The sequence below is a fragment of the Saccharopolyspora erythraea genome (assembly GCF_018141105.1).
GTDB lineage: Bacteria > Actinomycetota > Actinomycetes > Mycobacteriales > Pseudonocardiaceae > Saccharopolyspora_D > Saccharopolyspora_D erythraea_A.
Genome location: NZ_CP054839.1, coordinates 3801302 through 3821855, shown reverse-complemented (window position 1 = coordinate 3821855; position 20554 = coordinate 3801302). Strand labels below are relative to the sequence as shown.

General features: G+C 70.9%; 18 protein-coding genes. 7 read left to right on the top strand and 11 right to left on the bottom strand.

All coding sequences use genetic code 11. The annotated features are described in order from the left end of the window. The first annotated feature begins 99 nt into the window (after positions 1 to 99). Positions 100 to 1980, top strand: coding sequence for an AfsR/SARP family transcriptional regulator (locus HUO13_RS17525; protein ID WP_249124966.1), 1881 nt, complete (start codon positions 100 to 102; stop codon positions 1978 to 1980). On the opposite strand, the gene HUO13_RS17520 is transcribed toward HUO13_RS17525, so the two are convergent. From HUO13_RS17520 to HUO13_RS17505, 3 genes are all read right to left on the bottom strand, one after another. After that, a complete protein-coding gene (locus HUO13_RS17520) occupies positions 1964 to 2917 on the bottom strand; it encodes an ornithine carbamoyltransferase (RefSeq protein ID WP_211902376.1) in 954 nt (317 codons plus the stop codon). The genes HUO13_RS17525 and HUO13_RS17520 overlap by 17 nt on opposite strands. A gap of 206 nt (positions 2918 to 3123) precedes the next feature. Further along, on the bottom strand, positions 3124 to 4503 hold the full coding sequence (locus HUO13_RS17510) for an amidase (RefSeq protein WP_249124964.1): 1380 nt from the start codon (positions 4501 to 4503) through the stop codon (positions 3124 to 3126). Between the two features lie 57 nt (positions 4504 to 4560). Continuing rightward, on the bottom strand, positions 4561 to 5568 hold the full coding sequence (locus tag HUO13_RS17505; RefSeq protein WP_211902374.1) for an AraC family transcriptional regulator: 1008 nt from the start codon (positions 5566 to 5568) through the stop codon (positions 4561 to 4563). A 70-nt stretch (positions 5569 to 5638) separates the two neighbouring features. Between HUO13_RS17505 and HUO13_RS17500 the strand changes: the two genes are divergently transcribed. Further along, a complete protein-coding gene (locus tag HUO13_RS17500; protein ID WP_211902373.1) occupies positions 5639 to 7153 on the top strand; it encodes a flavin-containing monooxygenase in 1515 nt (504 codons plus the stop codon). A 467-nt stretch (positions 7154 to 7620) separates the two neighbouring features. On the opposite strand, the gene HUO13_RS17495 is transcribed toward HUO13_RS17500, so the two are convergent. The 4 genes from HUO13_RS17495 to HUO13_RS17480 all read right to left on the bottom strand — a co-directional run bounded on the left by HUO13_RS17495 (position 7621) and on the right by HUO13_RS17480 (position 12116). Next, positions 7621 to 7857, bottom strand: coding sequence for a hypothetical protein (locus HUO13_RS17495; RefSeq protein WP_249124961.1), 237 nt, complete (start codon positions 7855 to 7857; stop codon positions 7621 to 7623). Between the two features lie 208 nt (positions 7858 to 8065). Further along, on the bottom strand, positions 8066 to 9469 hold the full coding sequence (locus HUO13_RS17490) for a pyridoxal phosphate-dependent aminotransferase (RefSeq protein ID WP_211902372.1): 1404 nt from the start codon (positions 9467 to 9469) through the stop codon (positions 8066 to 8068). A gap of 302 nt (positions 9470 to 9771) precedes the next feature. Beyond that, complete coding sequence (locus HUO13_RS17485) at positions 9772 to 10698, bottom strand: DUF6461 domain-containing protein (protein ID WP_211902371.1); 927 nt, start codon at positions 10696 to 10698, stop codon at positions 9772 to 9774. Positions 10699 to 11186: 488 nt separating this feature from the next. Next, the gene (locus HUO13_RS17480; RefSeq protein ID WP_211902370.1) at positions 11187 to 12116 is read right to left on the bottom strand and encodes an AEC family transporter; all 930 of its coding nucleotides are present in this window, start codon (positions 12114 to 12116) and stop codon (positions 11187 to 11189) included. Positions 12117 to 12667: 551 nt separating this feature from the next. On the opposite strand from HUO13_RS17480, the gene HUO13_RS17475 reads away from it, so the two are divergent. The 4 genes from HUO13_RS17475 (at position 12668) to HUO13_RS17460 (ending at position 17019) form a co-directional block, all read left to right on the top strand. Beyond that, positions 12668 to 12847 (top strand): hypothetical protein, encoded by a 180-nt coding sequence (locus HUO13_RS17475; protein WP_211902369.1) that lies wholly within the window; start codon positions 12668 to 12670, stop codon positions 12845 to 12847. Between the two features lie 317 nt (positions 12848 to 13164). Then, the gene (locus HUO13_RS17470; protein ID WP_211902368.1) at positions 13165 to 14607 is read left to right on the top strand and encodes an Nramp family divalent metal transporter; all 1443 of its coding nucleotides are present in this window, start codon (positions 13165 to 13167) and stop codon (positions 14605 to 14607) included. A gap of 55 nt (positions 14608 to 14662) precedes the next feature. Beyond that, positions 14663 to 15934: an alpha-hydroxy acid oxidase gene (locus HUO13_RS17465; protein ID WP_211902367.1), complete on the top strand. Its 1272-nt coding sequence runs from the start codon at positions 14663 to 14665 to the stop codon at positions 15932 to 15934. Positions 15935 to 16137: 203 nt separating this feature from the next. Then, the gene (locus HUO13_RS17460; RefSeq protein WP_211902366.1) at positions 16138 to 17019 is read left to right on the top strand and encodes a S1 family peptidase; all 882 of its coding nucleotides are present in this window, start codon (positions 16138 to 16140) and stop codon (positions 17017 to 17019) included. Positions 17020 to 17134: 115 nt separating this feature from the next. Here the strand turns inward: HUO13_RS17460 and HUO13_RS17455 are convergent, their stop codons facing one another. Continuing rightward, positions 17135 to 17623 (bottom strand): GreA/GreB family elongation factor, encoded by a 489-nt coding sequence (locus tag HUO13_RS17455; protein ID WP_211902365.1) that lies wholly within the window; start codon positions 17621 to 17623, stop codon positions 17135 to 17137. A 205-nt stretch (positions 17624 to 17828) separates the two neighbouring features. Between HUO13_RS17455 and HUO13_RS17450 the strand changes: the two genes are divergently transcribed. Next, positions 17829 to 18599: an MBL fold metallo-hydrolase gene (locus tag HUO13_RS17450; RefSeq protein WP_211902364.1), complete on the top strand. Its 771-nt coding sequence runs from the start codon at positions 17829 to 17831 to the stop codon at positions 18597 to 18599. Positions 18600 to 18671: 72 nt separating this feature from the next. On the opposite strand, the gene HUO13_RS17445 is transcribed toward HUO13_RS17450, so the two are convergent. The 3 genes from HUO13_RS17445 to HUO13_RS17435 form a co-directional block, all read right to left on the bottom strand. Beyond that, the gene (locus HUO13_RS17445) at positions 18672 to 19142 is read right to left on the bottom strand and encodes a hypothetical protein (protein WP_211902363.1); all 471 of its coding nucleotides are present in this window, start codon (positions 19140 to 19142) and stop codon (positions 18672 to 18674) included. A gap of 138 nt (positions 19143 to 19280) precedes the next feature. After that, the gene (locus HUO13_RS17440) at positions 19281 to 19739 is read right to left on the bottom strand and encodes a GNAT family N-acetyltransferase (protein WP_211902362.1); all 459 of its coding nucleotides are present in this window, start codon (positions 19737 to 19739) and stop codon (positions 19281 to 19283) included. A gap of 34 nt (positions 19740 to 19773) precedes the next feature. After that, the gene (locus HUO13_RS17435) at positions 19774 to 20418 is read right to left on the bottom strand and encodes an SRPBCC family protein (protein WP_211902361.1); all 645 of its coding nucleotides are present in this window, start codon (positions 20416 to 20418) and stop codon (positions 19774 to 19776) included. Positions 20419 to 20554 lie beyond the last annotated feature (136 nt).

Genomic DNA, 20554 nt, shown 5'->3' with positions numbered 1-20554 from the left:
CGCGTGTCGCTCGGGACACACTGGGGGTTCGGCCTTGGGGGGCCACGCAAAGCGCACGGACAGCTGCTTCTACTGGGGGGAGCAGCAGAAGGAAGACACATGACGGATCGTCTCGAATTCGGGCTTCTCGGGCCCTTGCACCTGGAGTACCGGGGAAGGAGGATCGCGGTCGGAGGACCTCGCCAGCGGATCGTGCTGGCCATGCTGTTGTTGAATCCGGACCGAGTCGTCTCGATCGACCGCATTTCGGAGGCGATCTGGAACGGCCGCCCTCCCGCCACCGCCCGCACCCAGGTGGCGATCTGCGTCGCCGAACTGCGCAAGGCGTTCCGCTCGGCGGGCTTCCGCGACGACGTGGTGCTGACTTCCTCTCCCGGCTACATGCTCCGCCGCGCCGACCACGAACTCGACGTGCTGTCCTTCCAGGCCCGGCTCACCGAAGCTCGTTCCCTCACCGCCAGGAGGGAGTTCGAGCGTGCGACCGAGGCCTATGACGCCGCCCTCGCGCTGTGGCGGGGCCGCGCGCTGTGCGACATCTCGTCGGCGGTGGTGGAGATCGAGGTCGAGCGGCTGCAGGAGCAGAAGCTCGTGGTGCAGGAGGAGCGCACCGCGCTGCATCTGCAGCTCGGCAGGCACCGCGAGCTGATCAGCGAGCTGACCACGCTCGTGGAGGAGCAGCCGCTGCGCGAGCAGACCCGCGCGCAGCTCATGCTCGCCCAGTACCGCGCCGGGCGGCGCGCCGAGGCTATGGAGACCTTCCGACAGGCGCGAAGGCACTTCATCGACGAGATCGGCCTGGAGCCGGGTCCGACCCTGCAGGAGCTGCACGAGGCGATCCTCAGCGACGACCCGTCGGTGCGGCTGCCCTCCCGGCAGCGCCAGGCGAGCTCGACCGCCATCCCCGCCGGTACCTTCCCCGCCGACATCTCCGCCTTCTGCGGGCGCGAGAGAGAGCTGTCCGATTTGGACATCCTGCTGCACCGGCCGCCCGGCGTCGTCGGCCTGCTCACCGGCAGCGCCGGCATCGGCAAGAGCGCCCTTGCCGTGCACTGGGCGCACCGCGCGGCCGACCGGTTCCCCGACGGCGTGCTGTACGTCAACCTCCACGACTGCTGCCGCGCGCCGCAGGACTCCGACGCGGTGGACGTGCTGCACAGCTGCCTGCGCCAGCTCGGCATCGCAGCCTGCGACGTCCCCGGCGACCTCGACGACGCGAAGTCGCTCTACCGCGGGCTCACGCAGAAGCGCGACGTCCTCGTGGTCCTCGACAACGTCGCGTCCTACGGGCAGATCCGCCACGTCATCCCGGGCGGCACCGGCGCCAGGGCGCTGATCACCAGCCGCAACCAGATCAGCGAGCTGATCGACACCTCGCTGTGGCTGCGCGTGCAACCGGTCGGGCACGAGGAGGCCGCCGAGATGCTCGGCGCGCTCGTCGGCCACCGCGCCGCCGCCGAACCCCGCGCGCTGCGGGAGCTGGCCGAGCTGTGCGACCGGATCCCGGCCGCGTTGCGGATCGCGGGCACCAAGCTCATCGCCAAACCGCACTGGCCGATCCAGCGGCTGACTAGCCGGATGCGGGACCCGCGCACCCGGCTGGACCACCTCGAGCACGGCGAGCAGAGCCTGCGCAGGCGTTTCCAGACCGGCTACCGGCGACTGGCGCCCGAAGCGGCACGGATGTTCCGCCTGCTGGGCGGGCTGGAAACCGCGGAGTTCGGCCTGCACGACGCTGCCACCCTTCTGCGCTTGGACACCGGCGAAGCGGAGAACATGCTGGAGAGCCTGGTCGACGCCCACCTGCTGGAGGGCGTGGACGGGCTGGAGACCGACGAGGCCTGCTACCGGTTCCTGCCGCTGCTGGGGGCGTTCGCGCGGGAACTGCACCGCGCCGAGGAGCGGACCGCCGAGGCGGCCCGGCCCAAGCCACCCCGGCTGGTGGCCGCGGGAGGGAAGCGGGAGCTCAGGTTCGCGATGTGAGTGCCCACTCCAGCACCGCCATGGCGCTGTACATCTTGTTGCCGGCCTGATCGAAGGCGATCGACCGCGGCCCGTCCAGCACGGCCGCGGTCGTCTCCTCGCCGCGGTGGGCGGGCAGGTCGTGCATGAACCACGCGTCCGGATACCCGGCGAGCAGCTCACCGCCCACCTGGAACGGGGCGAACACCGACCGCCAGTCCGGGTCCGGCTTCGTGGTGCCGGTGGTCTGCCAGCGCGTGGTGTAGACGATGTCGGCTTCCGCGGGCAGGCCGGTCATCTCCTCGCTCTCCCGCAACACCGAGCCCGACTCCTCGGCGTAGCGGGCGGCCTGCTCGCGCACGTGCGGTTCGAGTCCGTAACCCGGCGGGGTGTGCAGGTGCAGCTCGGTCCCCTCGAACCGGGTGAGCGACAGCGCGAGCGCCGCCGCGGTGCTGTTTCCCTCGCCGACGTAGAGGACCCGGGCACCGTCGACCGCGCCCAGGTGGCGCTGGATCGTGGTGAGGTCGGCCAGCGCCTGCGTCGGGTGCTCGTGCGCGCTCATCGCGTTCACCACCGACATCCCGGGCGGCGCGGCCAGCGCCCGCAGCTCCTCGGTGCTACCCGCGGTCCGGCAGACCAGCCCGTCGAGCATCCGGGACAGCACCTGCGCGGTGTCCTCGACGGTCTCACCGGTGTTGAGCTGGAGGTCCCCCGGCCCGTAGCCGATGATCCTGGCCCCCAGCCGCAGGGCCGCCGACGAGAACGCGGTGCGGGTCCGGGTGGAGGTCTTGCGGAAGTAGACCCCGATCACGGCGCCGGCCAGCGGCTCCCCCGTCCTGGCACCTTCGGCGTGGGCGACCCCGCTGCGCACGATCTCTCGGATCTCGGCCAGTTCCAGGTCCGCCAGCGAGATGAGGTCCGCGCGGTCCGGGCGGCCGATCGAACTCCGGGCTGTCATGGGGTCTTCCTCCGTGGGCTTCGCGAGCGACTGGTCACCGCGCGCCGTGCAGCCGCACGCGGCGCCCGAAGCCTGACATCGCGCCTTATTCCCGCCATATCGAAATTTGCGCCGGACCGGGTGAGCCGCGCGTAGCGCTTTCCGGACGGTCCGATGTGGAGCTCTCGGAAGCGGGGCGACGGCCTCGCCGAGACCGCCGCCGCTCCTCATCCGACCGGCGTGAAGGTGCCCAGTGCGGCTTCGACCGCCGAGGCCGCCGCCAGGCACAGGTCCTCCCGGAAGTGTCCGCCGATGATCTGCACCCCCATCGGCACGCCGTCGTCGACCCCGGTCGGCACCGCGACCGCGGGAACCCCCGCGAACGTCGTGGCCGTGCACAGCCGGATCGCCAGGCCGATCCGCTTGTTCTGCTCCGCGTCGAGCACCTCCGCGTCCCCTGGCGGCTCGGTGGAGACCGGGCCGAGCACCAGCGGGAACCCGGTGAGGAACCGGGCCCAGTCGCGCAGGATCGCGTGCCGGTCGGCGGTTGCCCGCAGGTACTCCTCCAGCCCTGTCTGCGGCACCTGCCGCATGCTCAGCTCCATGTGACGGGCGCTCCCATCGGTGAGCAGAGGGCGGATCCGCGGCCAGGACGAGCGGAACTCGCTGGTCACCAGCTTGCCGTAGCATTCGAGCGCGTCGGCCAGCCGTGGCACGTCGGTCTCCTCGACCTCGTAGCCCGCGTCGGAGAGCACCCCGGCCGCCCGGTCGACCGCGGCCCTGACCCGCGGATGCACTCCCCACCCGCCGGGATCGGCCACCACGGCCACCCGGATCGGCCCCGGCAGCGGCGGGCCGTCCAGCGGCGCCGGGACCGCGCGCGGGTCCCTCGGGTCGGTGCCGGCCAGCACCTCGAAGCAGGTGCGCAGGTCGTGCACGGACCGGGCGATGGGACCGTCCTTCGGCAGGAGCTGGGAGGCCAGCGCCGGCTCGTGACCGCCGATGCGGTGCTCCATCGGGAAACGGCCGTAGCTCGGGTTCAGCGCGGTGATCCCGCCGTTGAGCGCCGGACCCCGCACCGAGCCGCCCGAGTCGTTGCCCAGTCCGACCGCGGCCATGCCCGACGCGACCGCCGCGCCGTCGCCGCCGCTGGTGCCGCTGGGGTCGCGGATGGTGCCCCACGGGTTGAGCGTCTCGCCGAAGAGCTGGCTGTTGGTGTACCCGCCGATGGTCATGTCCGGCATGTTGGCGTGGCCGATCGGGATGGCGTCGGCTGCGCGCAGCCGCGCCACCGGCGGCGCGTCGTCGGCTGCGACGCTGTCGCGGAACCGGGGCACGCCGTGCGTGGTCGGCACGCCGGCGATGTCGATGTTCTCCTTCACCGTGAACGGGACACCGGCCAGCGGGCCGAGCGGCTCGCCTGCCGCCCGCCGCCGGTCGATGCCCGCGGCGGCCGCTCGCGCGCTGTCGGCCAGCAACGCGGTGATGGCGTTGTACTTGGGATTGGCCTCGGCGATGCGCTCGAGGTGCGACTCGATCACTTCACCCGCGCTGATCTCGCCGGAGCGCACCGCCGCGGCCAGTTCGGTGGCCTGCATCTTCCACATGGCAACGAAGATACACACCAGTATTCAGATACAACACTGAATATCAACAAAGCCTGTTCAGTCCGCCGCACCCTTCCTGCGCACGGCGCTCGGGGTGCTCCCCCACCAGCGGCGGCAGCACCGGCTGAGCGCGGACTGCTCGGAGAGGCCGAGCATCCCGGTCACCTGGCTCATCGGCATGTCCGTGGTCGTCAGGTAGCGCCGGGCCGCCTCCCTGCGCACGTCGTCGACGACCCGCGCGAAGGACGTCCGCTCCCCCGCCAGCCGCCGCTGCATGGTCCGCGGGTGCATGTTGATCAGCTTGGCGACGGCACCGATCTCGGGAGGTGCCGTGCCCAGCGACTGCGCGACCACCGCGCGGACCCGCGGGGCCAGGAGCGTGACCTCGCCCGGCGCCTGCTCGGCCAGAAACCCCAGCGCCAATTGCCGCACCCGTTCGTCGCTGCCGGTGAGCGGCCGGGCGGCCAGGCTGCGCGGCAACCGCAGCATCGGCGCACTGCCGCCCGCCCGGACGGCCACGCCGAAGAACTCCTCGTGGGCGCGCAGCGAGCGAGGGGTGTGCGGCAGTTCCACGGTGCGCAGGCCGTAGGGCCCCGACACCAGGAACTCGATGGCCCGGTGCAGGAAACCGAGGGCCAGGTCGGTGGCCTGCACGGCGATCGGCGCCCCGGGCGGCAGACCGTAGCGCAGCGCCGCCACCCCGCGCGCGCCGTGCGGGTCGTCCTCCAGCACCAGGCTCAGCGAGCGGGCGTGCACGAACAGGTAGCGGGAGGTGCACTCCAGCGCGTCCCCGACGCTGGGCGAGTTCTGGATGGCCAGTGCGAGCGGGCCGAGCATGCCCAGGTCCTGGCGGGCGGCCACGCGAAGGCCGAGGTCGGGGCAGTCGAGCTCGGCGGCGGCGATCTCCAGCACCTCGGCCAGCACGTGATCGGGCACCAGCAGGTCGTCGACATCGAGCGCGGCGACCGGCAGGCCGGCCGCCCTGGCGTGGTCCTCCGCTCGGCCGCCCAGCTCGGCCACCGTCGCGCGGAACCCTCGCAACCCGGCCGAGCGGATCATCGACATGTCGTCCAGAGTCAAAACTTTGTCGCGTAGGGTCAAGGGCCGAGCCCGAACAGCCAGGACACTGGGGACCATGACCGCCACCGCACCGCAACCGGAGCACCTCGACGTCGTCATCGTGGGGGCCGGGCTCTCCGGCATCGGGGCGGCCTACCGGCTCCAGACCGAGTGCCCCGGCCGGTCGTACGCGGTCCTCGAGGCCCGCGAGGCGATGGGCGGGACGTGGGACCTGTTCCGCTACCCGGGCATCCGCTCGGACTCGGACATGTTCACCCTCGGCTACCCGTTCAAGCCCTGGCGCGAGGCGAAGTCGATCGCCGACGGACCGTCGATCCTGAGCTACATCAGGCGCACCGCCGCCGAGCACGGCATCGACGAGCGCATCCGCTACCGCACGAAGGTGGTCTCGGCGGACTTCTCGACCCGGACCGCGCGGTGGACCCTGACCCTCGACGTCCGCGACGAGGCAGGCCGCTCCGAGCAGCGCACCCTGACCTGCGACTTCCTGTACACGTGCGCCGGGTACTACGACTACGACCAGGGCCACGACCCGGTTTTCCCAGGTGTGGAGTCCTTCGGCGGCACGGTCGTGCACCCGCAGTTCTGGCCGGAGGACCTGGACTACCGGGACAAGCGGGTCGTGGTCGTCGGCAGCGGTGCCACCGCGGTCACGCTGGTGCCCTCGATGGCCGAGGACGCCGCGCGCGTCACGATGCTGCAGCGCTCTCCCACGTGGATCAGCCCGGTCCCGGGGCGGGACCGCATCGCCGACGGGATCCGCGCGGTGCTGCCCGCAGACCTGGCGCACCGCCTCCTTCGAGCCAAGAACATCGCGTTCACCACGGGCTTCTACCAGTTCTGCCGCCGGTGGCCGAACGCCGCGCGCAAGCTGCTCACCAGGCTGAGCACCCGCGTGCTCAAGGACCCGGAGGCGGTCCGGGAGCACTTCACCCCGAGCTACCGGCCGTGGGACCAGCGCCTGTGCGCGGTCCCGGACGCCGACCTGTTCCGGGCGATCCGCGGCGGCAGGGCCGAGGTCGTCACCGACCACATCGAGTCCTTCGTGCCCGAGGGCATCCGGCTGCGGTCGGGCCGGGTGCTCGAAGCCGACGTCGTCGTCACCGCCACCGGCCTGCGGCTGCTGGCCTTCGGCGGTATCGCGCCCCACGTCGACGGGCGCCCGGTCGAGCTGTCGGAGCAGTTCGTGTGGCGCGGGGCGATGCTGACCGGCATCCCGAACTTCGCCATGTGCATCGGCTACACCAACGCCTCCTGGACGCTGCGGGCCGACCTGTCGTCGCGCCTGGTGTGCAAGATCCTCCAGCTGATGGACCGGCACGGCTACGCGGCGGTGGTCCCGGAGCCCGACCGGAAGCTGGCCGAGCGGCCGCTGCTCGACCTGGACTCCGGCTACGTGCGGCGCTCGATCGACGCGTTCCCACGCCAGGGACACCGGTGGCCGTGGCGGATGCGGCAGAACTACCCGCTGGACGCCATGGCCACGCTGCGCGGCGATTTCGCCGGGGACCTCTCGGTGACCCCGCGCTCGGCGGTTCGCGGTGCCGGCGCGATGGAAGCCGCCGGCTGACCGGCTCCGCCACCGGGCGTGGCGGACACCGGGCGCCTATGTGGCCCGTCTGCGCGGATGCGGTCCGAACCGCGTCCGGCGCCGGGCAGCACCACCGGACCGCTTGCGCCGACGCGGGTTCAGCGCGGTGAAGGACGATCCGATGCTGTGCACGAAGGACCGCCCTCGCGCGGGTACCGCCCGCAACGAGCCGCCAAGACCGCTCCGGAGCTTCGACGACACTGCCCGGACTCGTCGCGCGACTTTCCGGCTGCCGTGGCGCACGACGAGCTTCGTGCTGCGCCAGAGGCCGAGCACCGCGGCGGCCAACTTCGAAAGCAACAGCTTGATCCGCAACATCACCGCAACATCACCACCACCAGCCCCAGCGACAACACCTGGGCCGCCGCGGAAAAAGGGCGCTGGAACGGTGATTCTACGCCGTTCCGACCGCGACGACCGCGACGAACGGGAGCCGGGACGCTGGTTCACAGCGGCGAGACCGGGGCCTCCCAGCCGTTGGCAGTGGTCCCCCACTCGCCGTCACGTTTCCACCCCGCCGCCCGCAGCTCCGCCTCGGCCTCGGCGGGGTGGGTGACCGACGGCGGGACCTCGAACTCGGCGACCGTCCTGCCGCGATCGTCGCGCACGACGATCTGCGGGAAGAGCCTGCCTGCCGAGTTCACGAAGTGCGCGGTGTTGGCCATCTCTCGAAGACTTTCCATCCGAAGTGGGAAGAGGAGATCCAGAGTGACACCACATCCGGTCGCCGCACCAGCGAACCCGGGAGGAATCCTTTCTACGGAGCAGCGTCCTGTCGTGCAACGAAGTACACAGTCACCCGACCTGAGCAACCGTTCCCGGAGACGGGCGAATTCGCCGCGCCATCCGTCCACTGTCGATCAAGCTTCGGCCCGCGCGCCCGTTCCCGGCTCAACCGGACAACCGGTGCAGGGCCTCCCCGATCCGGTTCGCGGCATCGACCACGACCTCCTGCCGGTACGCGGTGAAGCAGAGCCGGAAGTAGCCCTCGTCGCGGCACGACAGCGTCCGTCCGGGCAGCAGCACCACGTCGGCCGCGTCGGCGAGGTAGGCGGCAAGCGCCGCCTCCGAACGCCCGGCTCCGGGGAACATCCCGGCACCGTCGCTCGCGGCGGTGTCCACGGTGCCGAGCCACCTGGTCAGGTCCACCCATAGGAACTGGGCGCAGTTGGCGTTCTCGCCGTGCACGCACGCGATGTCCCAGTCGGCCAGCGCGTCCTCGACCGCGGTGAACTGCGCCGTTAGCCGCTCGCTGTAGCTTCGCATCGCGACGTCCCAGAACGGCAGGCCGTCGACCCGCGCCTCCAGCAGCCGCAACGCCACCCGGTGTTTGAGCGAGTCGAAGGGGCTGAACCAGGAAAGCGACGCCACCTTCGGCTGCTCCCCGCCCTTCATCGCGGCGCGGACCGCGGGTGACCGCGAGACGATGAACCCCGCGCGGAATCCGGAAAGACCGAAGTCCTTGGCCAGTCCCCAGACGACGTGGACCCGCTCGCGGGCCGCCTCGGAACGGACCGCGTCCAGCGCGAGCGCGCTGACGAACTCGGGTTCGCTGCCGGCGAGCTGCGAATGGCGGTACATCTCGTCGGAGATGACGTGCATCCCCTTTCCCAGCGCCCAGGCGAAGATCTCCTCCAGCAGGTCCTTCCGGTAGTTGACTCCGAGCGGGTTGTGCGGGTTGGTCAGGACGAGCAGCTTGGGTGCGGGGTCGGCGGTGGCGTAGGTGTCCTCGAGGTTCCGCAGACTCAGTTCGAAGCGCTTGACCGGGTCCGGATCTCCCGGCACACCTGCATGGGCGTACACGCAGCGGAGCTGCGGACGTTGCTCGAACGACCACTTGAAGCCCTGCCAGCAGGGCGCGGGGATCAGCACCCCGTCTCCGGCCTGCAGGAAGCCGGAGCCGCGCAGCGCCAGCGCGACGCACTCCAGCGCGGAGGACACGCCCGCGGTGCCGAAGACGTCGTCCGGCCGGACCAGCACCTCCGGGACCGGCCACTTCGGAGCCAGCGACTTCTCCAGCCGTTCGGCCATCAGCTCCCTCAGCCTGGGACTGCCGTAGGGGGTGACGTAGCGCAGGCCGTCCTCGGACAACCCGGCGAGATCGCCGAAGACGTACCGCTCGAGCAGCGGGTAGATCGTCACGTTCTCGGCCACCGCGAGATTGGTCTTCTGCGGCCGCGACTCGTGCTCGGCGAGGTCGCGTCCCAGGACGAGCCGCTGCTCGGCGTCGGGGAAGCCATCGACGAACTGCTGCCAGGAGACGGCGGGGGTGGACGTCTTCGCGGAATCGGGCACGGCTGTCTCCGTTCTCGACCGGCACGGTTGGTCGAACAGCGCCGACTCACTGTAGTGACCGGATCGGCCGGACGGCCGCCCGAGACCGGCGCTCACAACCCGTTCGGTACGCCATCCACCCCTGGTGGGCGACGCCGGAAAGCACCACTGGCGACGAGGCGTGAGCGAGCCGAAAACAGGGTCCACAGTGGAACAGGAATGTCCAGCGGTCGGAACCGGAGTGAGCCCCGGTGTTTCGAAGAACGGGCATCCAACCGCACACCAGGGTGGCCCGCCCTGCACGGACGGGCCGACCCGCGTCCTCAGCCCCTGGGCCCTGTCCTCAGCGCGGTCCCCAGCGCCTTGGTGAGCCACCCGAGGTCGTATCCGCGGTAGCGCTCGGCCTCGCTCATCCGGGCCCGGTGGTCGTTGAGCGACCAGCTCGCGCGGTGCGCCTCGGCGAGCCACGCACGGACGTGGCGGCCCAGTTCGCTTTCCGGGCTGACGGGCACCGGTGCCGTGCTCTCGGAGGCGGCGGCGAGGGCGTCGGCCAGTCCCGGTGTGCCGGTCAGCCCGTGCTTCGCCGCGAGCCGCCGCACCTCGGCCACGGCGTCGGCGACCTGCTGCCCGGTGACCTCGGGCCTGACCGCGTCGCTGAACCACGGTTCGACGTGCGCGCTGACCAGTGGCGCGGTGAGCTGCTGGCGCGTGGGCAGGGCGCTGGTGAAGCGCTCGGCGAGCCGCAGCGAGCGCGAGTAGGCGTTGTCGAACTGGTCATCGTCCTCACCCAACGCGAAGCCCACCTCACGCATCTGCGGAAGCAGCCGATCGGGCTCCGCCCCGTAGCGGTGGTTCGGGAACAGCGGGTCGAACCCGGTGATCAACACACCGTCGACCGCGTATCCGCCCTCCGATTCGGCGTAGTCGTGGCGCAGCAAGGAGAACGCTTCGGTGCCACGCGACAGCGCGGCCACCAGGAGGGCGCCCTCGTACCCACTGGGCTCGAACACGACAGTCCACTCGCCCAGTCCCAGGGCCGATGCCATGGTGGGATAGCCGTCCTCGAAGTTGTTCAGGCTCCCGATCTCCTCCGGCGTGCGAACGGCGATGGTGTCGGCAAAGGCGCCGAAACGCCGCAACGCCTCCTCGGTGCCGACTCCCTTGATGAAGGTGAGGCAGTAGATCTCGTCCAGGTGGTCGTCCGCACCGGCGTGCGCGTCGGCCCAGGCGAGGTCGCCGATGTCGTTCACGCTTGCACCTCTCAGTCGTCTGGCGCGTGCGTCCGCGACGCTGGACGCGGGCCCCGACAACCCGGCCGCAGCGGACCACACATGTCCGATGTAGACACTCGACGACGCCCCTTCTGGCGGGGTGTTCCCCCTAGCTGATCCCCATCCGACCTCGGGCGAGGTGCCGCTCCCCGCGAATCCGGGGGCCTGCTCCCTCGCCCCCGGACCCGCCGGACGGCAAGGTCTTCCTACCGGAGAACCTCGGGAGCCGTTCCATGCACAACAACTTCGTCGGCCACCTGCTCGGCGGCCTTCATCCAGTACACCTCGGGCTCGACGAGCCGGAGCCGGGCGTCGTGGTCACCCACGGCAACCTGCGCCCGCGTGACCGCCGCGGGCGGGCCAGGACGTTGGTGAGCCGGCTGCCGCTCTTCCACGACCTGGGGCTGATCGGTCCACTGGTCAGCGTGGGTTCGGTCGCCACGCCCCAGGTGTCCTCGACGTCGCCGCTACGTGACGAGCGCGACGATCGCGAGCATGGCTGGGAAGCTGAGAAGCGAGGTGGTGAGCACCGCCTCGCGCGCCAGCGTCGCGCCCTGCTCGAAACGGACGGCGTAGCCGAACACGTTCTGCGCGGTGGGCAGTGCCGCGCAGATCACGGCGGCCAGCAGCTCCGTTCCCCGCAGCTGGAACAGCGCGCCCATCAGCACCGCAAGCAGCGGCTGCACGACGTTCTTGATCACGACGATGGTGGCGAGAGCGGGCATGCCCGCCGGTGAACGGCCGGGCCGCGGCGCCCCGTGCAGCGAGATGCCGAAGGCCAGCAGCATCGCGGGCACCGCGAGATCGGCCAGCAGCTCGATGGGCGCGAGCACCGGTTCCGGCGGCACATACCCGGTCCCGGACGCGATCAGGCCCGCGGCGGTGGCGAGCGCGATGGGGTTGCGCAGCGGAGCCGTGATCGAGCGCAGCAGGCGCGGTTTCTCGCCGCGTGCGCGTTCGGCGAGGATGTCGAGCGCCGTGGTGAACAACGGGGTCAGCACGGCGAGCTGGAACAGCAGGACGGGCGCGATCTTGCTGGCGTCGCCCAGCGCGTAGGTGGCGATCGGGATGCCCAGGTTCCCGGCGTTGACGTAGCCGCTGGCCATCGCACCGACCGTGGTCTCGGCCGCGGGCCTGCGCCGCAGCAGCGCGAAAGGCACGTAGAGCAGGCAGGCCGCCGAGCTCGTCACCGCCGTGACCACCAGCGCGCTGGAGAGCACGGTCGAGAGTTCGGCGCGCATCAGGGTCACGAAGAGCAGCGCGGGCGAGGCGATGAAGAAGGCCGCTCTGGCCAGCACCTCGGTCGCCGCGGCCCCCAGCAGCCGGGTCCGCCCGGCCAGGTACCCGATCGCGACGACGGCGCCGATGACCAGGAAGCTCTCGATTACGCCGTTCATACTGCTGTCACGTACGTACACCGTACTTCTGTGACGCCGGTCGCTCTCGAGCGGCCGGGGGTTGTTCGAGTGGCCGGACCAGCGGCTGCCCGTCCTCTGAGGACCCGTCTTTGATCTTCGAAGCGGCGCAACGGCTTGGCCCACCCCCGCAACCGGCACCGCCGCGCAAGACGAGCCCGAAAACAGCCTCTGCGGACCGACAGCGAACGGGCGACTGGGGCGGACCGCGCGGGGCGTCACCGGTGGCGGTCGGGGGTGCGGCCGTTCGGGGCAGCGGTGTGGGCCGAACGTGCGTGCCGCCGGGAAGCCGGACACAGCCCGCACAGAGCGTTAACCAGAGGTAGCACAACGAGTCCGAAAAGCCTCTGACCTGTCACATTCGGCGAGTTACGCTAGTCGCTTCCGGGAGTATCGGCCGACGGACAGGAGGCCAAGATGACAACCGCTTCCGCTCTGGCGCTGGTCGCCGTTATCACCTTCCTCACCGCCCATGCCATTGTCGTGGGGATCGCGGAGATCGTCACGACGCTCAGGACGGGGGTGAGCCGGTCATGAGCATCCTCCTCGACCGGGCCGAGGACCGCACCGGTCCCGCGCTGTGCGCGCTGTGCGAACGACCGCTCGCAACCTCACCGTCGGACGACTTCTGCTCGGAGAGCTGCCAGCAGAAGTGGCACGCCGCCTACAAGGTCGACCAGTCCATCACCAGGGGCAAACGACCGGCGGCCTGACCCGTCACCCGCGGCCGCGGGGCGCCTGACGCGCCTCGCGGCCGCTCCACGTCCAGGGCGATTCGCCCGATTCCCCGCGGGAGGCAACAGTTCGGTCGCTGTCGTTGACATGTCCGTCGCGCCGACTATACGTTGCACATCAAACCACCCCGATTGCAACATGTGCAACAACTGACCGCTGAGGCACCGCAACGCAGCGGACCACCCCAGGTCTCCGCTCCTCGCCGCCGGCTCCCCGATCGTCGAGCCCGCGTGCTGCGCCGTGCCACCACACCCGATCTCCCTCCCGCATCGGCAGAAAAGCAGAGGTGGCGTTGATGGTGACGTCGAGCCGCAACGGCGCGGACCTCTCCGACCCGTCGGAGGCGTTCCCCGCCAAGCACATCCCGCAACCGCAGGTGCGCGACCTCCCGGCGCCGCCGGCCCGGCAGTGGCGCTACATCGGCCCGGGCGTCGTGGCCGCGGGCGTGGGCATGGCCAGCGGGGAGTTCATCCTCTTCCCCTACATCTCCTCCCAGGTCGGGCTGACCTTCGTCTGGGCAGCGCTGCTCGGGCTGATGACCCAGTACTTCCTCAACATGGAGATCGAGCGCTACACGCTGGCCACCGGGGAAACCGCGGTCACCGGCTTCAGCAGGCTGTGGCGGCACTGGGGCCTGGTCTTCGCCGCCATGGCCTACTTCGCCAACATCTGGCCCGCGTGGACGACCAGCTCCGCGACGCTGGTGACCTACGTCTTCGGTGGAGACGTCGCGGTCGTGTCGGTGGCCATCCTGGTGCTGGTCGGGCTCATCCTCACGCTCGCGCCCACTGTCTACAGCGCGCTGGAACGGGTGCAGATGGTCAAGGTGGCGGCGTTGCTGCTGCTCATCGTCATCACCTCGGTGTTCGTCTTCGGCGCGTCGACCTGGTCCGGTGTGCCGACGATCGTGACCCAGCCGCGCTTCCCCGCCGCCGAGCTCGGGTTCGCCCTGCTCCTCGGCGCGCTGGCCTTCGCCGGCGCCGGCGGTGGCCAGAACCTCGTGCAGAGCAACTGGATCCGGGACAAGGGCTTCGGCATGGGCCACCACGTCCCCAAGATCGTCTCGCCGCTGACCCGCGAACCGGAGGCGCGCGGCCAGGCCGGGTTCATCTTCCCGCCCACCGAGCAGAACCTGACCCACTGGCGGGCGTGGTGGCGCTTCGCCAACAAGGAGCAGCTGCTCACCTTCGTCGGGATCTCCTTCGTGTCGATCGTGTTCATGTCGCTGCTGGCCTACACGACCGTCTTCGGCACTCCCGGGCTCAGCGACGACGTCTCGTTCCTGCGGGTCGAGGGCGAGCGGCTGATGGCCGCCGCGGGCGGCTGGTTCGGCTACTTCTTCTGGATCGTGGGCGCGGTGTCGATGTTCAGCGCCGCGCTGGGCATCGTCGACTACACCAGCCGGCTCGCCGCCGACGTGCTCAAGACCTCCTACTTCCCCAACGCCTCGGAGAGCAAGGTCTACGCGGGACTGGTGTGGGGCCTGGTCCTCATCGGCACCGTCATCGTGTCCGTCGGCTTCGACCAGCCGCTGGTGCTGGCCACGATCGCGGCCTGCACGGGCGGGGTGATGATGTTCGTCTACTCCGGCCTGCTGATCGCCATCAACCGCAGGATGCTGCCCAAGCCGATCCGCATCAGCGGCTACCGGCTGGCGGCGCTGGTCTGGTCGATCCTGCTATTCGGGGTGCTCGCCGTGCTGACCGTGCAGCAGCAGATCGGCGAGCTCTTCGGCTGACCCCATCAGCGCCGGCCGCCCGCGGGGCGGCCGGCGCATGCGCAAGGAAGGACCCATGACCGGCAAGATCCCCCTCGCCCCCATCTCGCGGGCGCGGCAGTTCCCCAGGTGGTCGCAGATCCGCGAGGTGGTGCGGTTCAAGAAGCCGACGTTCGGGCTGACCGCGCGGCGGCTGGAGAACGCGCTCACCGTCGAGCACCTGCGCAGGGCTGCCAGGCGGACCACCCCGCGCTCGGTGTTCGACTACGTCGACGGCGCGGCCGAGGAGGAGATCACCGCGGCGCGCAACATCGCGGCGTACCGGCGCGTGACGTTGCGCCCGGAGGCGCTGCACTCGGTCGCCGACCCGGAACTCGGCGTGGACCTCTTCGGCAAGCGCATCCCGATACCGCTGGTGTTCGCGCCGACCGGCTACACGCGCATGATGCACCACCACGGCGAGGCGGCGGTCGCCCGCGTCGCCGAGCACTTCGGCGTGCCCTACTCGCTGTCGACGGTGGGCACGACGTCCATTGAGGACGTTCGCGGCGCCGCGCCGGGTGGCGACCTGTGGTTCCAGCTCTACCGAACCAACGACGCGGCGACGAACGAGCTGCTGGTGTCCAGGGCCGAGGCCGCCGGCTACTCGACGATGCTGCTCACCGTGGACACCTCGGTCGCGGGAAAGCGACTCAAGGACGTGGTCAACGGACTGACCATCCCGCCCGCCCTGACCGCCAGGACGATCCTGAACATGTCGATGTTCCCGGCGTGGTGGTACAACAAGCTGACCACCCCGGGCATCGGCTTCGCCTCGCTTTCCGGCGTCGAGGGCAACCTCTCCTCCGAGGACGTCGCCCGCACCCTGTTCGACCCGGGACTGGACTTCGCGGCGCTGGAGTGGCTGCGCGAACGCTGGCCGGGCAAGCTGCTGGTCAAGGGCATCACCACGCCGGAGTCCGCCCGCGAGGTGGTGCGACGCGGCGCCGACGGCGTGGTGGTCTCCAACCACGGCGGCCGGCAGCTCGACCGCTCGGCCGCGACGCTCGACGTGCTGCCCGCCGTGCGCGCCGCGGTCGGCCCGGAGGCGACGGTGCTCATCGACGGCGGGATCCGGCACGGACAGGACATCGTGGCCGCACGCGCCTCGGGCGCGGACGCCGCGATGGTCGGCCGCGCCTACCTCTACGGCATCATGGCCGGCGGCCAGGACGGCGTCGTCCGCGCCTACGAGATCCTCGCCGACGAGTACCAGCGGTGCATGCAGCTGCTCGGCGTTCGGCGCACCGAAGACCTCGGCGAACGCCACGTCGCGCTGCCCCGATCGGCGGAGCTGCACGGAAACTGAGACTCCGGTGCGCCTGGTTTCCGCTGCGCCGAACGGAAACCAGGCGCCCTCCCTGCGCCTTTCCCGTTATCGTCCCGGTATTCTCCCGGCAAATCCGCAGTTCCTCCATTCCGGCAACGCCCCCCGCGAGGGGCCCGGCTCGCCTAGATTGATCAGCACTGCGCGTGCACTTCGCGCAGCAGGAATGCTGGAGGAACAACCGAATGACCAAGAACCTGCGGGTGCGGTCGCGCAGGCGCGCCGCGGTCCTGGCCGCGGTGACCGCGGCCGGCACGCTCACGAGTCTTGGAACGGCGCACGCCGATGGTCCCGGCGGCGAGGTGACGCCCTACATCATCGGCGGCTCGCCCGCGGACCAGACGTACTCGTTCATGGCCTCGTTGCAGTACGAGCGCGACGGGGACTCGAACTCCCACCGCTGCGGTGGTGCCCTGGTCAGCCCGGAGTGGATCGTGACCGCCGCGCACTGCGTCACCGAGCCCGGCACGAACGGCGCGCCGTTCACCGTCATGGACCCCGCGCTGTTCCACGTGCGGATCGGCAGCACCGACCGCAACTCCGGTGGCAGCGTGGCCAAGCTCCGCGAGATCGTGGTGCACCCGGACTACCAAGCAAAGCCCGACCGCGCGGAGGGCAGCGACATCGCCCTGCTGCACCTGGACGGGCCGACCGACCAGGCGCCTGCCCCGATGGCCGACGCGATCAGCGAGCCGGGCACGGCCGTCCGCGAGATCGGCTGGGGCTACGTCTCCAACGACGACGCGGGCGACCCGACCAAGCTGCCGACGCAGCTCCAGCAGCTCGACACCGCGATCATCCCGCCTGCCACGCAGAAGTGCGTGGCCGACGCCGAAGGCGACGACTCCTGGGGCATCCGCGACGGCGACGTCTGCGCGGACAACCCGGAGGGCGTGCGCGGACCGTGCGGCGGTGACTCCGGTTCGCCGCTGCTGGTCGCCGAGGGCGACCGCTGGAAGGTCGTCGGCGTCGACAGCCGGGGCGTCGGCTCCGTCTGCGGCGAGTCCCCCGACATCTACACCAGCGTCGGCGACTTCCGCGACTGGGTGGACAGCGTCATCGCCTGATCTGCCTGAACGCGCGACCAGCTGATCACCTGATCAGCAGGCCCGGGGCCCTGCCACTGCGAACGCGGCGGCAGGGCCTCGTCGTCCAGGCTCCCGGCTCCGCCGGACGGCGGCTTCAGCCTCCCCACGACGGCAGGCGGACGTCGAGCAGATGCACCCGCGCCGGGCCGTCAGGTGTGGAGTAGGTGATGTCGGCGCCCGCGCTGCTGCCGGCCAGCGCCAGCGCCAGTGGGCTGTCGGAGGTCATCGTCCGGTCCTCCTCGCCCTCCGGCACCTCCTCCGGGATGCCCACGACCCGCAGCTCCTGCACCGTGCCGTCCTCGAACCGGACCCGCACCTCCGAACCGGGCGGCAGCCCCTCGGCCCCCTTGCCTGCCCGCCGGTCGCGCCCGGTCAGCCGCCGTTCGAGTGCGGCGATGCGGTCGTCGTACCAGGCCAGTTCGTCGGCCCCTTCCAGTGCCTGGGAGTCGTCGCCGCGGTCTCCGACGGGATCCCGTTGCGAGAGGTCCTCGGCGAGCTGACGCCGCTGTTCGCGCAGCGACCGCACTTCCTCCTCCAGCCGCGCACGAGCCTCCGGAGGCAGGTCCGGGCCGCTGCTGTTCATGCCGTCCTCCCCTTTCACCGGGGGCGTCCCCGCAGTATCGGCCATACCGGCCACGGCGGCACGCGGACCACGCACACCCGTTCGACCGAAGTGGACGATGGAGCGGGTCGACCGATCGTGACCTCGCCCGGCAGGACACGGAGCGTGACCGGATACTGGCCACCGCACGTCGCACCCACACGCCCAAGACCTGCGGAGAATCCTCATGGAGTTGACCGTTCTCGGTTGTTCGGGAAGCGCGCCCGCACCGGAGTCGCCGTCGTCCGGGTACCTCCTGCGTTCCGGAAGCACGAGGCTCGTGATCGACCTCGGAAACGGCACCATGGGGCCGTTGCAGCGCTGGACCGACCCGTTCGACGTCAACGCGCTGCTGCTGACCCACCTGCACCCGGACCACTGCGCCGACTTCGCTCCGCTGGCGGTCTACCTCCGGTACCGGCCGAACAAGCCGTACGACCCGAAGCAGCGGCGCATGCAGGTCTACGCGCCGCCGGAAGCGCCGAGCCGGCTCGCCGCGCTGTACGCGCCCAGCGCCGAGGAGCTCGGGCGGACCGACCTGACCGACGTCTTCGAGTTCCTCGAACCGCCGGTCGAACCGGTCCGCGTCGGGGACTTCGAGATCCGCGCGTTCCCGGTCGACCACCTGTGCCCGACGTGGGGCCTGCGCATCGAGGCCGAGGACCAGGTGTTCGCCTTCACCGGCGACACCGGCCCCAGCGACCAAATCGCCAAGCTCGCGGCGGGCGCCGACGTGCTGCTGTCCGAAGCGTCCTGGTTGGACTCCCCGGACCAGCCCACCGGCATGCACCTGTCCGGCAAGCAGGCCGGTGCCGCAGCGGCGTCGGCGGGCGTGCGCAGGCTGCTACTCACGCACTACTCGCCGTGGACCGACCAGCAAGCCCTGCTCGGCGAAGCCCGCGAGGCCTTCGACGGCCCCGCCGAACTGGTTCGCGCGGGCAGCACCTACACGATCTGACCTGCGGCCGACCCCGCCCGGCAACGGGGCCGGCCGCCTGTTCGCCGGCGCAGTGCGCGTGTCGTGGTCCGGTCAGTCCTCGAGCATGTCGTAGACCGCTGCGGCGACGGCACCGAAAGCGAGATGGGGGATGACGTCCGACGCCCACGAGCTCGCGGGCCACTCCCGGGGGTCGGTCACACCCAGCGCGGTCATGGGCCCGACGCTGCCGACGTTCGCGGCAGCGCCCGCGATCAGCGCCATCACCGGCAACGGCGCTCGCGGCAGCGCCGACCGCGCCACGGCGCAGGCCAGCCCCGCCCCGAGCCCGGTGGCGATGCCGAGCAGGGCACCGATCCCGGCGCGCCGGTTGCCTGCCGTCTCGGCGCCGGAGCCGTCCGGGTCCAGCGTTTGGTGCGTGATGTCCTCCACCCGGTGCACCGTCTCTTCCGGAGTGGTGCTGGCAGGGCGGCCGCGCAGCGCCATGTCGAGGTAGGTGACGGCGTTCAGCGCGGTCGTGCCTGCCGCGCCCGCGGCCAGGCCGTGCAGGAACCGACGTGACATGGGCACCTCCTGTAAGACCCGAGAAGGGGATACCCACTCGGCACCCCGGCAACGCTTGTCGCACGCACAAGGGAGCGCGGAAATCCTCTGGTCATTCCACTGTGTCCTGACCGCGCGACCCCGCGGGTCACCGGATGATCATTCGCCGCGCACGGCCAAGTCCGGCTCACGCACCATGAACACGTCCACAGCATCCTCGGTCTCGAGTGCGAATCCGTGCCGCTCGTACAGCCGCCGGGCCGGGCTGCCCTGCAGCACGTTCAGCCGGACCACGGTGCCGTCGCGGTCGCACCGCTCCAGCAGCACGCGCAGCACGTTCGTACCGATGCCGCTGCCCTGCACCTGCGGGGCCAGGTAGAAGTGCTCCAGCCAGTGCGCATCCTCGGCCGGCCGCAGCGACACGCAACCGGCGAACACGCCGCGCACCTCGATCACCCAGGTGTGCGCGGGCGCGAACCCGTCCCGCAGCCGCTGCCGCACCCGCTGCTCGTCGTACCGCCCGAGCCGCTCCAGATCCGCCCGCAGCACAACGGCCCGCAACTCCGCCACCGCTTCGACGTCGGCCACCGAAGCCGGTCGAAGCCCCCAGTCCGCCATGATCGCCAGACTACGGCGGGAAACTCCGCTCTCGTCAATCCGCGTCCACCTCGGACCAGTCCGGTGTGACCGGCAGGCCGTTGGCGTGCCGGTGCTCGCAGATCCGCTTCAAATTCTCCAGCTCGGTCCGGTGCCCGGCGTGGAACAGGTCCCAGAAGTCGCCGACCCACGGCCGGTCCGGCGAGGTGGCGAGCTCCGGCCACGGGTTCCTGTCGTAGTGGGGGTGCCGGCAGTTGGTCCACAGCACCACCGCACCCGGCCGGTCGAGGACGGGACCGGCGTCGACGACGCGCATCAGGTAGATCATCCACAGGTGCTCGCCCTGGTCCCACGCGCAGTGGTAGTCGACCGTCATCGGATCGGGGTTGGCCACCGTGCGGGTGTAGATGCGGGTGCTGTCGCCGCACAGCATCTCGTCCCCGACCCACAGCCCGGGTTCGCCGGTCTCGGTCAGCCCGCGCACGGACAGCGTCCACTCCGCGAGGCTGCGGGTGTCGGCCAGGTACTCGTAGACCTCGCGAGCCGGCGCGTCGATGTGCTCGCTGAGCGAGCAGTACCGGCCGAAGACCTCGTCATGCCGCCATGTCGGCGGGGTGAGCTCCCGCATCCGCACCACCGTCTCCGAGCGCGGGCAGTTCTCGATGCGGACCAGGCCGGCAATACCGCTCAAAGTGGACACGAGACCATCTCCTCACCGTGGAACGAACAGGCTTGCGGGACCTCGCAACATCATCCGCCTCCACGTCGGACACTGCTCGCCGATGCGAGCACCGGCCTGCACGCGGTCACCGCGCTGCGCGACCGGACGTCCACGC